The 14,652-nt window shown below is 45.6% G+C and carries 15 protein-coding genes; 7 read left to right on the top strand and 8 right to left on the bottom strand.

What is annotated here, in order from left to right; genetic code table 11:
- Positions 1–34: 34 nt before the first annotated feature.
- Both AC1DE7_RS16830 and AC1DE7_RS16825 read right to left on the bottom strand, forming a co-directional pair.
- Positions 35–289: a hypothetical protein gene (locus AC1DE7_RS16830; RefSeq protein ID WP_036605767.1), complete on the bottom strand. Its 255-nt coding sequence runs from the start codon at positions 287–289 to the stop codon at positions 35–37.
- Positions 286–1,479, bottom strand: a complete 1,194-nt coding sequence (locus AC1DE7_RS16825) for an NAD(P)/FAD-dependent oxidoreductase (RefSeq protein WP_036605766.1) — start codon at positions 1,477–1,479, stop codon at positions 286–288. The genes AC1DE7_RS16830 and AC1DE7_RS16825 overlap by 4 nt, the downstream gene beginning before the upstream one ends.
- Positions 1,480–2,133: 654 nt before the next feature.
- Between AC1DE7_RS16825 and AC1DE7_RS16820 the strand changes: the two genes are divergently transcribed.
- Positions 2,134–3,108 (top strand): NAD(P)/FAD-dependent oxidoreductase, encoded by a 975-nt coding sequence (locus tag AC1DE7_RS16820; protein ID WP_207765610.1) that lies wholly within the window; start codon positions 2,134–2,136, stop codon positions 3,106–3,108.
- A gap of 76 nt (positions 3,109–3,184) precedes the next feature.
- Positions 3,185–3,436, top strand: coding sequence for a hypothetical protein (locus tag AC1DE7_RS16815; RefSeq protein ID WP_074096361.1), 252 nt, complete (start codon positions 3,185–3,187; stop codon positions 3,434–3,436).
- A 21-nt stretch (positions 3,437–3,457) separates the two neighbouring features.
- On the opposite strand, the gene sda is transcribed toward AC1DE7_RS16815, so the two are convergent.
- Positions 3,458–3,601: a sporulation histidine kinase inhibitor Sda gene (gene sda, locus AC1DE7_RS16810; protein ID WP_017692430.1), complete on the bottom strand. Its 144-nt coding sequence runs from the start codon at positions 3,599–3,601 to the stop codon at positions 3,458–3,460.
- A 355-nt stretch (positions 3,602–3,956) separates the two neighbouring features.
- Positions 3,957–4,616, bottom strand: coding sequence for a YheC/YheD family protein (locus AC1DE7_RS16805; RefSeq protein WP_076253234.1), 660 nt, complete (start codon positions 4,614–4,616; stop codon positions 3,957–3,959).
- A gap of 238 nt (positions 4,617–4,854) precedes the next feature.
- On the opposite strand from AC1DE7_RS16805, the gene AC1DE7_RS16800 reads away from it, so the two are divergent.
- Positions 4,855–5,109, top strand: a complete 255-nt coding sequence (locus AC1DE7_RS16800; RefSeq protein WP_017692428.1) for a hypothetical protein — start codon at positions 4,855–4,857, stop codon at positions 5,107–5,109.
- Between the two features lie 26 nt (positions 5,110–5,135).
- Complete coding sequence (locus AC1DE7_RS16795) at positions 5,136–6,665, top strand: Ppx/GppA phosphatase family protein (RefSeq protein ID WP_282320276.1); 1,530 nt, start codon at positions 5,136–5,138, stop codon at positions 6,663–6,665.
- On the opposite strand, the gene ppk1 is transcribed toward AC1DE7_RS16795, so the two are convergent.
- Positions 6,625–8,706: a polyphosphate kinase 1 gene (gene ppk1 / locus AC1DE7_RS16790; RefSeq protein ID WP_036605760.1), complete on the bottom strand. Its 2,082-nt coding sequence runs from the start codon at positions 8,704–8,706 to the stop codon at positions 6,625–6,627. The two genes, AC1DE7_RS16795 and ppk1, sit on opposite strands and share 41 nt — an antisense overlap.
- Before the next feature lie 248 nt (positions 8,707–8,954).
- Here ppk1 and AC1DE7_RS16785 point away from each other — a divergent pair, with 248 nt between their 5' ends.
- The 3 genes from AC1DE7_RS16785 to AC1DE7_RS16775 all read left to right on the top strand — a co-directional run bounded on the left by AC1DE7_RS16785 (position 8,955) and on the right by AC1DE7_RS16775 (position 11,514).
- Positions 8,955–9,182, top strand: coding sequence for a hypothetical protein (locus AC1DE7_RS16785; protein WP_017692425.1), 228 nt, complete (start codon positions 8,955–8,957; stop codon positions 9,180–9,182).
- Positions 9,183–9,529: 347 nt separating this feature from the next.
- Complete coding sequence (locus AC1DE7_RS16780; protein ID WP_036605759.1) at positions 9,530–10,579, top strand: glycoside hydrolase family 53 protein; 1,050 nt, start codon at positions 9,530–9,532, stop codon at positions 10,577–10,579.
- A 479-nt stretch (positions 10,580–11,058) separates the two neighbouring features.
- Positions 11,059–11,514, top strand: coding sequence for a hypothetical protein (locus AC1DE7_RS16775; protein WP_477534836.1), 456 nt, complete (start codon positions 11,059–11,061; stop codon positions 11,512–11,514).
- 545 nt (positions 11,515–12,059) lie between these two features.
- Here the strand turns inward: AC1DE7_RS16775 and rarD are convergent.
- The 3 genes from rarD to AC1DE7_RS16760 all read right to left on the bottom strand — a co-directional run bounded on the left by rarD (position 12,060) and on the right by AC1DE7_RS16760 (position 14,626).
- Positions 12,060–12,938 carry an EamA family transporter RarD gene (rarD, locus tag AC1DE7_RS16770; protein WP_101314222.1) on the bottom strand — a complete coding sequence of 293 codons (879 nt, stop codon included), beginning with the start codon at positions 12,936–12,938 and terminating at the stop codon, positions 12,060–12,062.
- A 150-nt stretch (positions 12,939–13,088) separates the two neighbouring features.
- Positions 13,089–13,667, bottom strand: a complete 579-nt coding sequence (locus tag AC1DE7_RS16765) for a hypothetical protein (protein ID WP_477534835.1) — start codon at positions 13,665–13,667, stop codon at positions 13,089–13,091.
- Between the two features lie 74 nt (positions 13,668–13,741).
- Positions 13,742–14,626, bottom strand: coding sequence for an AraC family transcriptional regulator (locus tag AC1DE7_RS16760; protein ID WP_127548290.1), 885 nt, complete (start codon positions 14,624–14,626; stop codon positions 13,742–13,744).
- Positions 14,627–14,652 lie beyond the last annotated feature (26 nt).

Below are 14,652 nucleotides of genomic sequence, written 5' to 3'. Positions count from 1 at the left end.
TGTGTAAACATCTTTAGTTCAACTTATATCGTCTCTAATCCTCGTCCTCATCATCTACCGCTTTCAGCGATTCGAGGAATTCGGCTGTGGCCCGGTCACGGTCACGACCCTTCTCTTTAAGCCGCTCAATCGCAGGCATAATGAGAATATCCACTTCTTTCTGCACGATGTAGGCCAGATCATATTGATCCTGTTCCTCCAGATAACCACCGACCTGCATCAGGGCGTTGTAACGATCCAGCTCTTCACGTGTTAATAGTCCCCGGACCTGAACACTGCAATGTCTCATCCAAAAAACCGCCCTTTCTTCAGGACTAACGGAATACCACCAATGATGAACAGATAACGCAGATCTACCAGCTTCTTCAACTGAGCCGCTTTCCAGCCCTTGTATTTCTTGCCGCCCACAACGGCAATAGCTTCACCTTTACCCAGTGATGCAACCGTGCCTTTGCTCGTAAATACAAAAGGTTGTGGCTGTTTCTTGCGAATGGATGCCACAACGTTCTTGGCGCAGTTCACACCCTGCTGCATCGCAATCTGGGCTGTTGGCGGATAAGGCCGTCCTTCCGCGTTGAAGACAAGTGAATTATCACCAATGACATAGACATGCTCATGCCCTGGAGCACGCAAGTAGTCGTCTACTTTCACACGTCCTCGCATCACTTCAAGACCTGCCTGTTCAAGCAGTGAGTTACCGCGAATACCGCCGGTCCATACGACTGTAGCTGCATCGAGCTTTTCACCTTCACCCACAATAACCCCGTCCGGGAGACATTGCTTGATTGGAACACCAATTTTGAAAGTAACACCCTTTTTCTTGAGCACATTCATTGCATGTTCTACCAATTCCGGGTCAAATCCAGGCAAGGCCGAAGGCGCTGCCTCTACATTATAGATGTGCACATGTTTCGGATTCACGTCGAACTCCTTGCACAGCTGTGGAATACGATCTGCAAGTTCAGCTACGAATTCAACACCACTGAAACCCGCTCCACCTACGACAAACCGAATACGATTTCGTTTGTTATCGTTTTTGTACATCGCAAATTGATATTCGATGTGTTCTCGAATCAGTCTGACCGAGTTAATGCTGCGGATTGTCATGGCGTGATCGAGCATCCCCGGAATACCGAAGGTCTCAGGCTCACCGCCTAGTCCAATAATCAGATAATCATAGGATAACGTGCCGTCCTCCAGAATAATCTTCCGATCCTGCAGACGAATCTCCTTCACGGAAGACTTGACCAGATCAATCTTGAACTCATCAATCAGCTTGGAAATGGGCACTCTTGCATGCTCAATGGTATCCGTGCCGGCTGCCGGCATATGTAGATGTGTAGTAATATAATGATAATCATGCCGATTCACCAATGTGACGTCGGCCTCGTTATAGTTCAATTCCTTCTGCAGCCGCTGGGCTGTCAGAATCCCGCCATAGCCCGCGCCGAGGATGACGATTTTGGGAATACTGCTCATGTCTATACCCCTTCCGGTTTCACTTGCATCAGCCCGATCTTGGGTGAGATGCAAAATGCACATACTTACAAATATTGATGAGGTCTTGCCCATTATGACGACAAATGTTAACTTCGCGAATTTATTTAAACGTTTGCATCAATTTCATAACTCACTAAAAATGGATTTTATGAAACTAGATATCGACGTATCGAACCGTTTTGATCTATATCTAGACTTGATTGAAGCAACTAAAGGGTTTATGAAATTGATACGTTTGCACGCAAGTTATCGTTTCAAGTTGTGAAATTAACCACAAGATTCTACAAAACACGGGATCTGTCTTCATATTACATATTGACTCTAAATTAGACAAAAAAACACATAGTACAGGTCAAGGATATCTGTATTTCTAGTAAAGATCAAGGTTTTTTTTGTTATTTTTCATAACCTTTCATTTCCAATTTCATCCTATTCTCATCTGATCTTCATCAATTGTTCCCAGTTTCGTGACGCCGCTAACTTTGCAACCCTGAATACACCGTTTATAATAGGAAAGACAGTTCAGCACCCATGCCGGTTACGATACGTAGCCTGCACATTCTTTCTGTTAACTACCTATTAAAATATGAAAGGTGTTGTTGATTCTTGACTGCACAAAATTCCAGTCATGATATGACTGATTTACTTATTATCGGTGGGGGCCCTGCGGGTCTGTTCGCCGCGTTTTATGGTGGGATGCGTCAGGCATCCGTTACACTGGTTGAAAGTATGCCACAGCTTGGTGGACAGCTTGCCGCTCTTTACCCGGAGAAATACATCTATGATGTAGCCGGATTCCCGAAAGTAACAGCTCAGGAACTGGTGAATAACCTCGTTGAGCAAATGAATCATTTTAACCCGAACATCCGGCTTGAAGAAAAGGTTGTATCGGTGGAGAAAAAGGATGAGCAACATTTCGTCGTGAAGACGGATGAGAATGAATATCATGCCAAAGCCGTCATTATTACAGCTGGTGTAGGTGCATTCGAACCACGTCGCCTGGAGCTTGAAGGTGCTGCCAAGTTCGAGAAGAGCAACCTGCACTACTTCATCAGTGATCTGAATGCCTTCGCTGGCAAAAAAGTACTGATCAGTGGCGGCGGTGACTCCGCGGTAGACTGGGCACTCATGCTGGAGCCTATCGCTGAGCAAGTGACACTGATCCATCGCCGGGACAAGTTCCGTGCACATGAGCACAGTGTCGAAAACCTGATGAATTCCAAGGTGAATGTCGTTACACCGACCGAAATCACGGAACTTCATGGGGATGACACGATTACCAAGGTAACCCTTTCTCATGTGAAAACCAAAGAAACTCAGGAAATCGAAGTAGATGACGTGATCGTTAACTTCGGATTTGTCTCTTCTCTCGGACCGATTGCCGAGTGGGGTATCGAAATTGACAGTAACTCCATCGTTGTTGATTCCCGCATGGAAACATCTATTCCAGGAATCTTCGCTGCCGGAGATATCACAACATATCCGGGTAAACTGAAGCTGATCGCTGTCGGATTCGGCGAAGCTCCAACAGCCGTCAACAATGCGAAGGTGTACTTCGATCCGGATGCCAAGTTGTCCCCAGGACACAGCAGTAACATGAAACGCTAGTTTTGCTGAAATAACATATATTGATACAAAAAAGGGTATCTTACTCCTGAGTGAATCCATATCAGGAGGGATACCCTTGTCTTATATATGCCCGCTGTGTAACGGTCTGGTTGTACCGGAGCAGGCTTGCCCCCACTGCCTTCAGGGACTGTTAGAATGCGGCAAATTGGATGATTACACCGGACCATACAGCCCCTACGTATTCCAACCTTCCTCTGACACGGCAGACGAAGTCGAAAACGTTTGCAATCATGTGATGTACTGTCACCATTGTCAGACGAGCACGCCATGGCCAGTCTCACTATGGGACTTGTCCGGAAACCTGTAACATTGCCTGCAATGAGGATCTCTAGTGAAGAATGGCAGATACGTCGGTACCCAGTTTGCGCTTATGGATTTCTGCCAACAGCAGTGCGATGAAATCTCGTTCGAGATTCAACTCAATCGCTTTATGGTAGGAATCCAACAACATCTCATCGGATAACATAGCCATTTCCCGCCACAACCTTTCCTTTTTTTTCCTCAAAACTATCATATCAGAGATTCATATAGAGAACAAGCGTTCTTGTTATCCACAACGATATGTGGAAATCCTGTGCATAGTTTGTTGATAAATGGAAAAAATATAGAGTAGTCAACGTGTATAGTGTGGACAATATTTATGCACAGGGAGTTTGTACTACTATCAGAACGTTTATCAGCGTATTTTTTTTGGAATAAATTCATAGTTTCAAGACTTGTTGCGAGTAAATTACCCGGTAATGTAAAATTTCAAACGGTTTTCATACCGTTTTCTTTTATATATTATCGGTTTTTCTTGAATTTTCTTGAGTTTTCCCATTCATTTTCTATTGGGGTCTGGTATTCACTTCCAGAATCCAGATCTTGCCTGAATAATCCAGTCCATAATCAAATCCAAGCTGACCTACACCAGGAAACTGACTTTCCATAATGTACGTACATGTCAGTGTAAGTGAACGCATCTCCCGGCGTTTGTGCCGACCGGATATATGTGGCAGGGATAAACCAAGAGCTCGCCTTCCTGATAACATGGTGCCACCCTTGCTCAGATTCGTCACACAGAGTCCGGGACGAGCGAGTCGTCCTACTAAGGAACGGAATACCCAGCCTCGTTGGGTTTTGACAACTTTGACTCTGTAATCAACAGGTCTCCCTTGAATTGTTGCCAGATGAATGCCTTGCTGGATCAAGTACTTGCGTCTAGCCTTTACACGAACCAGAGAGCGATACATCTGGCTGAAACTGGCGAAAGAACGGGTCGTCTTCATATGGGTGTATCGATAAGCCCCACCGCTGGCCGATACCCGAATAACACCGTAACCTCCGCCTCCTACAATAGGTTTGACATACACCATTCCATAACGACTGAGCATTTGCAGCAGATTACCCGAGTTGAATGCCTTGGTCTGTGGGATATGGACAGCAGCTACCGGGTATTTCATCAGAGCCGCTGTCTTCCGCCATTTGCTTGCAAGTTGTCTCGACATGGGTTGATCTCCTTCCTTGAAACAATAGTCCTTCCTTATACATACTCAACAGAAGCCTTGCTTTCTTGGATGTCTGTCCACGGCAAAGGCCCCTTTTCCATGTAACCTGTCCCAGGGGTGATGGCGGAACCGGGAACAAGCGCCCGGTTTACTTTTCAAACAAGTCAATCTGTCGTATGCTACTAAGGAATGGCTTGGAAGGGCTTAAATATGAGGATCTAAGGAGCGTTAAGAACAAATGGAAGCATTTTTCAAATCACTTTATGGCGTAGCCTATTTTGCAATGTCGATCGTTCTGGTAGCTGTTACGGTACTTCTCTTTGTCACAGGTATTCGACTGTTTATGCAAAAGCGTAATCGCGGCTTTGCCGTGAGTTGTCTTATATTTGCCTGTTTCATCGTCTTTATCATTGTTGTTATGTTAACTACGCCCTTCTCTGCCACACCGCCGGGTTCACCGGAAGCCATGGCTGCCCTTCTTCACTTCGGGTAGTTGAACCTCTGTAGAAGGAGATGCTTATGACACGTACTAATGAAACCTTAGGAATTATTGATATCGGCTCGAACTCCATTCGTCTGGTTATCTATGAACTGGACCAGGACGAAGCCTATCGCATCATTCATGAAGACAAATACGCCGCTCGTCTGAGCAGCGTTGTTGAGGCCGATGGAACCATTCTGCGCCATTCTCTGGATAAAGCCATCACCATCTTGAGTCAATTCAAAGCGACCTGTGAAGCGTATCAGACCAAACTGATTCGCGCAGCAGCTACCGCAGCTATTCGTAATGCAAGCAATGTCCTGGAGATTATTGAATGGCTGGAGACCGAGACGGGGCTTACCATTGAATGTGTATCGGGAGATCGGGAGGCCTATTATGGGTTCCTTGGTGTCACTCAATCCATTGATCTGGCAGACGGTTACGTCGTGGATATTGGAGGCGGCAGCACAGAGATCACGGTCTTTCGGGATCGGAAAAGGTTACATAGCATCTCCCTCCCTATTGGTGCTGTGAATTCACATGCCCGTTACGGGGGCGAAGATCAGTGGACTGAGGAGAATGCAAATGCATTATGCAACGAAGTCACTGAGGCTCTCCGCGGACAGGATTGGATTCGTGAGCATCCTGGTCTGCCACTCATCGGACTTGGCGGCACAATGCGTACACTCGCCAAAGTGGAACAGAAGCGCACCCAGTATTCTTTGCCTGTCAGCCATCATTATGAGATCAGTGAGGAAGCGATGGAGAACATCGCTCGCTCCTTACCACATCTCACCTCGGCACAGCGCAAAAAGGTACCTGGGCTCGCCAAAGATCGCGCTGACATCATTGTGCCCGGCGTACTGATCCTACGAACTGTCTTCCAGATAATACAGGGAGATCGTTATGTGGTTAGTGGCGCGGGTCTACGAGACGGGTTGTTGCGTGATTACATGGCTGGAGGGCAGCCGGTCGTTCCAGACGCGCTGAAGGACAGTATCCGCAACTTTATCCATTTTGGTCCACCTATTCCAGAGAAACGTCTGCAACGGATTCATCAGGATATGGTTACCCTGTATACAGCATTACAAGGTACCCCTCCTGATCAAGCAGATGCCCGAATCCTGTATGCATCCTCCATGTTGCACATGGCTGGTAAGCAGATTAACTATTTCCGTTATACACAGCACTCGGCCTATTGGATCATGAATTCAAGCATCTATGGACTTTCTCATCGGGAGACCATTCTAAGTGCCAGTGCAGCTGATTATCATCCCAAAAAAAGAACGCCCCAGCTACTGAATAAGCACCGGGACATTCTGAAAAACTCGGATGAGCGGCATGCTCATCGTTTAGGCTCTCTGCTGCGCGTAGCTGAAGCCATCAATCGATCCGAGAGCATCGCTGCGATCAAAGCAACAAAAGAAAACGACTCGCTGCAGGTGCAATTCACCTGTACAGCTGAGCCGTTACTGGAACTTGATGGCCTGGAAGAGGCCGTCAAGGATCTGAAGGAAGCCTGGGGAGTTACGTTAACGCACTCCATTCAGCAGGCTTCCAAGGGATAATACCCATGGCCTCCGTCTGACTTCTCAGCGGGGGCTTTTCATTTTCTACAAATACATAATTGCCACCAGGCATAAGTTGTCTCGCTTTGACATTATCCATAAGGGACAGATTAAGGATATCCACTAGCATCTTTTTCAGCTCTGGATCAAATACGGGGCACATCAGTTCAATTCTTCGATTCAGGTTACGTGTCATCCAGTCTGCACTGGAGATGAATACATCGGGGTTGCCGCTATTTTCAAAATAAAACAACCGTGAATGCTCCAGAAAACGATCCACAATGCTAATGACCCGAATATTCTCACTGAGCCCCTCTACCCCCGGACGCAGACAACATACACCACGCACAATCAGATCGATCTGCACGCCGGCTTGAGAAGCCTCGTACAATTCATCAATCATTTCCTGATGGGATAAGGAGTTGATCTTGGCAATGATTCTGGAAGGTTTGCCTTTCAGCGCGTGCTCTGTTTCTCTACGAATCAGTGCAAACAACTCATCCTTCATACCATCCGGAGCTACACGGAACGCCTGCAATGCCTTCGGACCGGAGTATCCGGTAATCTCATTGAACAATTCGGATGCATCTTCCCCAATAATTGGATTAGAAGTGAACAGTCCCACGTCCGTATACACTTTGGCTGTGCTCTCATTATAGTTACCGGTTCCTACATGGACATAACGTCTCAGCCCCTGCTGTTCCCTGCGTACGACAAGAATGATTTTGGCATGGGTCTTGAGTCCAACCAGTCCATAAACCACGTGACAACCAGCTTTCTCCAGCTTACGGGCCCAAGCAATGTTTCGCTCTTCATCAAACCGGGCTTTCAGTTCCACCACCACCGTGACCTGCTTACCACTCTCAGCGGCAAGTGCAAGTGCCGGAATAAGGCGTGAATCGCCATTGACCCGATATAATGTCATCTTGATCGCCAGAACTCTTGGATCTTCCGAAGCCTCCAATATAAAATCAGTGACTGGTTCAAACGATTCGTACGGATGATGCACCAGTACATCGCGTTTGCGCAGCAGCTCAAAATGACTTTCTCTTGGCAGAAACTCAAGTGGGTAGACTGGCTTCACCGGACTGTATTTCAGATGTGAGAAACTTTCCAGACTGTCTACGAATCCCGCCAGAAAACTCAGATCAAGTGGTCCATCAATTTCATATACCGGGTCCTGAATATCAAATTCATCCTGCAATTCCAATAAAGCATCCGGACGAAAATCCTTACAGACTTCCAGTCGTACAGGAGCCCCGCGGCGTCTGCGGCGCAATTCTTTTTCAATAGCCTCAAGCAGATCTTCCGCTTCTTCTTCATTAATGAACAGATCCGCATTGCGGGTCACACGGAATTCCTGTGCAGCAAGCGAGATATATCCACTGAAGAGCGTATGAATATGATGTTTGATAAGATCTTCAATCAGTATGAATGTTTTCTTTTTGCTATTCGCCCGAATGGGAGCCTGAACTACCCGCGGCAGATTGGAAGGTACCTGAACAATAGCCATAAATGGCTCGCCCTCTTGCTCCCCTTCCTTCTGAAGCATCACGGACAGATAGACAGACTTGTTGTGTACCAGTGGGAACGGACGACTCTGGTCAATCGCCATCGGTGTGAGTACCGGAAAAATAATTTCATGAAAGTACTGGTCCATTGCGCGCTGCTGTGTCACATTAAGATCTGTATATTCCTGAATGTTCACGCCTTTCTTGGCGAGTAGACGAATGAGTTCACGATACGTTTTATACTGTTCGGCGACCATGGTCCCGGTTCGTTTGATCAATCTGCGGTACAATCCCGAAGGCGTGTATCCTGTAAAATCTTTTTGCGTGAATCCGGCCTTGATCTTCTCTTTTGTCTCCGCCACCCTTACACTGACGAACTCGTCCAAATTACTAGCGACAATGCCGAGAAATCTCATGCGTTCCAGCAGAGGCGTTGTTGGATCCTGGGCCTCCTGAAGTACGCGCCGATTAAATTCAACCCAACTCAAATCACGATTAACGTAGTTGCCTGTTTTGACGTCTCTATGCATGTATGGCCTCCGAATGTGTTGCATATCTATTCTTGGTTAGAAGTTCTCATATAATTGTACTATTCGTAATCATCATCAAGCGTCAGCGCAGTGTAAACGCTACGTAAAATTTATGTAAATGATACCTCATGGCCGCAACTTTTTCCATCCCTTTACAAAGGTCAATAGACAGAGTAAAGTGAAGTACAGTGTGATTTGGTCCGGTTGCTTGTTCTCATTCCAAATATAGTTGATTAAAGGAGTATATAATGAAATCCAACAAACCTAGAACGTTACAAAAAAATATAGAGTTTTTCACGGCTGCACTATCCCAATGTATGGTAAGCGCATGGCAGGAAGACCCGGCTGGCGTCTATTGCGAGGTCGGTTGTGGCATTGTGGAGCGGATCAGTGAAGACAGTGTGCGCATCCGAAACAATGACGGAACCAAGAGCCATTATGCACGAGATATCACGATGTTCCAGACTGAAAAATAATTTTTCGTAAATACGTAAAAAAGACTAGCTTTCCGAAACAAGGTGTTGTATACTCTTGCCACAAGGAAAGGAGGTGCGTCAACATTTCTAATGTCATGTTGAACGTGTCCCTTACCCGATCCACTAGCTCAAATTAAAAGAGTCTGGTGGAGGCGCGGGATACGGATCAATGTTTCAAAAAGCGCCACGGGTAGAAAAGCCGTCTTCGGACGGCTTTTTGTTTTCTCATTTTCTGTAGAGAGGTTGATAAAACACCCAAAATATTGGAAATGGACCCTTTAGTAGAGTAAACCAGGATGGCTATAATTAGGATGCAACTCAACCTAAATCCGAGGAGGCATCTTGTAATGTTCAAAAATGTAAGGGGTTTCAAGACATCCATCATGTTGGCTTTTGTTTTGTTATTCACCTCCATCATGTTGCCCGCAGGTCAGCATGCCAGCGCAGCACCAAGTTTCGCCAAAGGAGCCGACATCAGTTGGGTTCCCGGAATGGAAGCCCAGGGTTACAAATGGAAAGATAAAAACGGCGTACAGCGCGACATCATTGATATTTTGAAAAAAGACTATCAAATCAATTCCGTTCGCATTCGGGTATTTGTTAATCCTTCGAATGATTATGGGAACGGTTACATGAATAAGGATCGTGCGGCTGCACTCGCACAACGTGCCAAGAATGCTGGCATGAGTGTGATGCTTACCCTGCACTATAGCGATTCCTGGGCAGACCCTGGTCAGCAAACCAAACCTGCTGCCTGGAAAAACTATACGTTCCAACAGCTCATGGATGCGGTATGGAACCACACTCGTGAAGTTATGACGGCGATGCAAAGCAAAGGCGTTACCCCTGACTGGGTACAGATCGGTAATGAAACAAGCAACGGTATGTTATGGGAAGATGGCAAAGCATCCACCAACATGAAAAACTATGCGTGGCTGGTGAATACAGGCCATAACGCAGTGAAATCCCTGAGCAGCGGCACCAAAACCATTGTGCATCTGGCAGGTGGGGATGATAACGCCCTCTATGTATGGAATATTGGTGGTCTGATTAATAACGGAGCTAACTTTGACATGATCGCCATGTCCCTCTATCCTTCAGCTTCCGGCTGGAACACTGCTGTGACAAATACGGTAAACAACGCCAAGGATATGATCAACCGTTATGGCAAAGAGATCATCATCTCCGAAATTGGCATGGACAATAACCAGGCTGCAGCTGGCAAAAGTTTTGTTGCCGCGATGAAAAACCAAATTCGCAATCTGCCAAATGGCAAAGGTAAAGGTGTATTCTACTGGGAGCCTCAGGCTACACCAGGTTATAACAGTGGATATGGTAAGGGCGCTTGGCAGTCGAATATGATGCCAACTGTTGTCATGGAAGGATTTATTGACTAGGTACGTTGGGTAGAAGTGCGGGCTTTGGGGGGCAGCGTGGTGGCGTTCCGGTGGCGGATCGTTCTTATGATCGCTGTTATCCCCAGATTTTTATGAATTCCCCTTATTGGGGGAAAATCCGGGGATAAAGGCGACCGCTTCGCTTCTTCAGAATCGATTCCGCCCCCTCCACTACGTTGCTGCTCTATGAGGCACTTCTAAAACCGTGGGTAGTCAAATGGTAAGTAGTAAAGTAAAACAAGAGCTTGAGGCGCTGTTCCCGGGGGGATTAGCGCCTTTTGGTGATGAAGTGCGTTGAGGGGGCAGCGTGGTCGGCGTTCCGGGGGCGGTTCGGGCACTCCTAAAGCGTGTCGCAATCAATCGAGGAGGGGTTCATCACTCGGGCTGGAGACTGATGTTCTTTTGGCTTACATATGAATATAATAAGTTTATTGAGATAACACATAGGATCAACTTCTAATTGGAGAGGAGGCATACGGATGAGTTTTTTAAAAGGGTTCGGTCAGTTAGCTGGGGAAGTTACCGGTAAAGTGTTGGGGGGCAGCGTGAGGGTTGTTGGTGAAATTGCAGGAAGTCCCTTTATCAAAGAAATCGGGAACGGCGTAGAGAAAGCCACAATTAATACAGGCAAAACCGTTGGACAACTGGCTAGCGGGACATATGATCTTGCCAGTGGTGCAATTCGAAAAGATGATATCGCCATTGACGCGGGGCTTGCCGATATTGGAGGTGCTGTAACCAATACTGCAAAAGGTGTAGCGATATCAGCAAAGTACGTATATAACAGCGGTAAAGATGTTGTTGTGGGCATGAAAGAGGAAGATAAGGACAGAGTGAAGCTTGGTGCCAAGAATCTTTTAGCTGCTGCTGCGGTAACAACACTCGCTGTCGGTATCATTGATGCAGTTGATGGGGCTGAAGGTGTAGATACGTAGGGATTTGGATTAGATCACCAATAACACAACAACTGAAGAAATACAGCCTAGCAGGGCAACAAAAATATGGAGACAACTAAATGAGATTTTTTCAAGTAAAATCCGTTGTTTCTTCTGAATTAAACACGAGTAGATGAACACCGTTATCACAACAGGCAGATATAAATGAAGATCCGGACCATCCGTGCTCGGTAATAGTTTATTAATATATCTACCTATCGTCTCGTTGACCATCATGAACCCATATATACTACCGATTATTGCTGAAACTGCAAACTGAAATAGTATCTGAACTACAGCATTCTTTACAAAGAATGGATCACGTTTGCGGTAAGGGTTATTAACCATCATATATCTGTCGCCTCCTCGTTTTTCTATCACTCTGTTTGGTTACTATTTTTGATTACTACTCCTGTATTTTACCATAACGTTGATCAGCCTTCCTTTTTAGTTTTTATCGACCTATCGCTACCCCACAAACAAAAAATTGCCCTCTCCACCTCATTGGCGGGAAGGGCAATTATGGCGCTACCAGATACATCCGTTCAGCTTACCTTAGCGAGTCTCGTAGCACGTATCGATGCGGCAGCGTATACGATGAGCGCTGTCCAGATGAGAGCGAAACCAACAAGCAGAACTGGCGAGACCGTTTCCTTGAACACAAACACACTCAGGATCAGCATAATTGTCGGCCCAATATACTGTACAAAGCCGAGTGTGGACAGCGACATTCGAGCAGCCGCCCGTGCAAAGAACAGCAGCGGCAACGCCGTCACCACACCGGAAAGTAGCAGTTCGAAGAACATCGGTGCAGGCAACGTCCATGCCGTTGCTTTTCCTACAACGGCCAAGTAGATCCAGTAGCCGAGTGCGACGGGCAGAACTACAGCTGTCTCCGAAAATAACCCCACTGAAGCGTCTTGTTTGATCTTCTTCTTCGCTAGACCGTACAAGCCAAATGACACGGCCAGTGAGATCGCAACCCATGGGAAACGTCCGTAGTCGATGGCGATGATAAGCACCGCGACACCAGCGATGGCAATCGCGATCCACTGTCCACGGTTTGGCTTTTCATGAAGAAAGACAACCGCCAGTAACACGTTCAGCAACGGGTTCAAATAATAGCCCAGACTTGTCTCAACGACATGACCGTTGTTAACCGCCCAAATGAAGATAAGCCAGTTAATAGCAATTAGCAGCCCACTCGCGGTAAGGGACAGCAGGGTCGAACGACTGGTCAGAATGCGCTTCATGTCACTCCAACGACGTTGGACGGCAACGAAAATCCCCATAAAGACAAATGACCAGACAACCCGGTGCGATAAAATCTCGCCTGCCGGTACATTTTCAAACAACTTCCAATACAGCGGGAGAACTCCCCACATGATATACGCAATGATCGCGTTGATTAATCCACTATTCATAACTGTATCCCCTCTTATTGCTCTGATATCTCAACGGATTATACGCCTCGATCCTCGTTTAAGTAAAGGGGGTAATAGGTCATACCGGAATCCATGCCTAGTTCAAATGACTTTTTCTTTGAGCAAAATTCCCCGTTTAGCGCTACCAAATTATACTTTGTGCTTTTTCTTTCTTACTCTCATGATGAAGGTAAAGATAGCCGCAAATACGACCACACCTACGATAAACAAATCAATATCTTGCTCAAACATAAACCACATTTTGTGTTCTAAGTTTACTTGTTGTTTTGGTGGAAAGCCTTCCCCGAATAGTTCAGTTGCTTGATTAATATTGTTCATTTCGATGGTTGAACTGCACGGACTACTACTTAATTCACCATCCACTTCGCTAAAGTATATTAAGTATTTGTTACCTTCCTTGAAATCAAATCCCCATGTGAAGTTGGTTGCGATAATTAGTTGAGAGTCAACTTCAGTATTCCAACTCCTCTCAACTTCCACTAAAATATATCTAATTTTCTCTTTGGTCCCCGTAAACCCCTCTTGCTTCAAGTCGACCTTTACTTGCTTTACTTCACCATAAACAGCTCCATCATATATTTCTAACTGTTCTTGGGGGCTTCCCGATTCAACACATGACAAAGCGTTAACATCTTGTGCATTTGAGATAAAAAACACGCTAGATATAAAAAAAATTAACGTGATTATACGAAGCTTCAGTTTTTCCACCTTCTTCTCATAATGTTAATTGGTACATCTTCTTTATTAAGTTATTATTCAAGACTAATCTAAAAGAAATAAAACTAAGATATTTTTCTTACAGCAAACCATAACTCAACAAAATTCAGTCCATCTTTAACTCCAGTAATTTCAAATTCCATTCCGTCGACCTGTTCATATCCTGTAGTAGGAAGCCATTCAGAAAAAAATCGTCTATACAGGGTTTCAATGGTTTCATCGAATTTATCCCATGTAAAGGGATCAGAGGAAAAGATCGCCCACGTGTGTGCTGGTATCGTTATACTTGTGTAACCATCGGGTTTACTTGCTTCACCTTTAAATGCACACAACATGTATGGGAAAGTATCCTCCCCAGTTTTTTTGTAGCTACACACAGCATGCACTTTATGATAATTCGAATTCAAAGAGTTTGGTAGATCACCGGCATTTGTAGCAAGTCTTTCAACCTCGCCATTTTCGTGGCTTTGCTTCCATAATTCTGCTGGTGTCTCTACCCCGTTTAATTGAAACACTTTCTCGATTCCAAATATTTCGAAAGATTCTTTTGTTTCGATACGATAGTTCATAGGCTCTTCCCCTTTAATTGAAATAAGGAAGGAAAGCCGAGGATAGGCTTTGAGAGCAGTCCCTTCTTCACGAGCCATCGCTGGATTAACACCATGCAATGATTGAAAAGCTCTTGCGAATGATACCGGTGATTCATACCCATACTTTATGGCAATATCAACAACTCTCCTATCACTATTCTGCAATTCAATTGCAGCGAGAGTCAGCCGTCTTCTTCGTATATATTCCGCAAGTGAAACATTGGTAATGAACGAGAACATTCTCTGAAACTGATGTGAAGAACAATAAGCACATTGAGCAATTTCCTTCAACTCGATCTCGCCGACCAAGTTCATTTCAATATAATCCAATGCCCGATTCATCCTCATAAGCCAATCCATCTCATCCCTCCTCTCAACAAAAGTAT

This window comes from Paenibacillus sp. 10L310 (assembly GCF_056395745.1).
Note: the sequence above shows the minus strand (reverse complement) of the source record. Positions and strands in the feature narration are given on the sequence as shown.

Coding starts and splice junctions, on each gene's coding strand:
- AC1DE7_RS16795 (WP_282320276.1), top strand. CDS start 5,136: ATGACACGTACTAATGAAACCTTAGGAATTATTGATATCGGCTCGAAC.
- AC1DE7_RS16780 (WP_036605759.1), top strand. CDS start 9,530: ATGTTCAAAAATGTAAGGGGTTTCAAGACATCCATCATGTTGGCTTTT.
- AC1DE7_RS16825 (WP_036605766.1), bottom strand. CDS start 1,479: ATGAGCAGTATTCCCAAAATCGTCATCCTCGGCGCGGGCTATGGCGGG.
- AC1DE7_RS16775 (WP_477534836.1), top strand. CDS start 11,059: ATGAGTTTTTTAAAAGGGTTCGGTCAGTTAGCTGGGGAAGTTACCGGT.
- AC1DE7_RS16830 (WP_036605767.1), bottom strand. CDS start 289: ATGAGACATTGCAGTGTTCAGGTCCGGGGACTATTAACACGTGAAGAG.
- AC1DE7_RS16805 (WP_076253234.1), bottom strand. CDS start 4,616: ATGTCGAGACAACTTGCAAGCAAATGGCGGAAGACAGCGGCTCTGATG.
- AC1DE7_RS16820 (WP_207765610.1), top strand. CDS start 2,134: ATGACTGATTTACTTATTATCGGTGGGGGCCCTGCGGGTCTGTTCGCC.
- sda (WP_017692430.1), bottom strand. CDS start 3,601: ATGGCTATGTTATCCGATGAGATGTTGTTGGATTCCTACCATAAAGCG.
- AC1DE7_RS16800 (WP_017692428.1), top strand. CDS start 4,855: ATGGAAGCATTTTTCAAATCACTTTATGGCGTAGCCTATTTTGCAATG.
- ppk1 (WP_036605760.1), bottom strand. CDS start 8,706: ATGCATAGAGACGTCAAAACAGGCAACTACGTTAATCGTGATTTGAGT.
- rarD (WP_101314222.1), bottom strand. CDS start 12,938: ATGAATAGTGGATTAATCAACGCGATCATTGCGTATATCATGTGGGGA.
- AC1DE7_RS16760 (WP_127548290.1), bottom strand. CDS start 14,626: ATGGATTGGCTTATGAGGATGAATCGGGCATTGGATTATATTGAAATG.
- AC1DE7_RS16785 (WP_017692425.1), top strand. CDS start 8,955: ATGAAATCCAACAAACCTAGAACGTTACAAAAAAATATAGAGTTTTTC.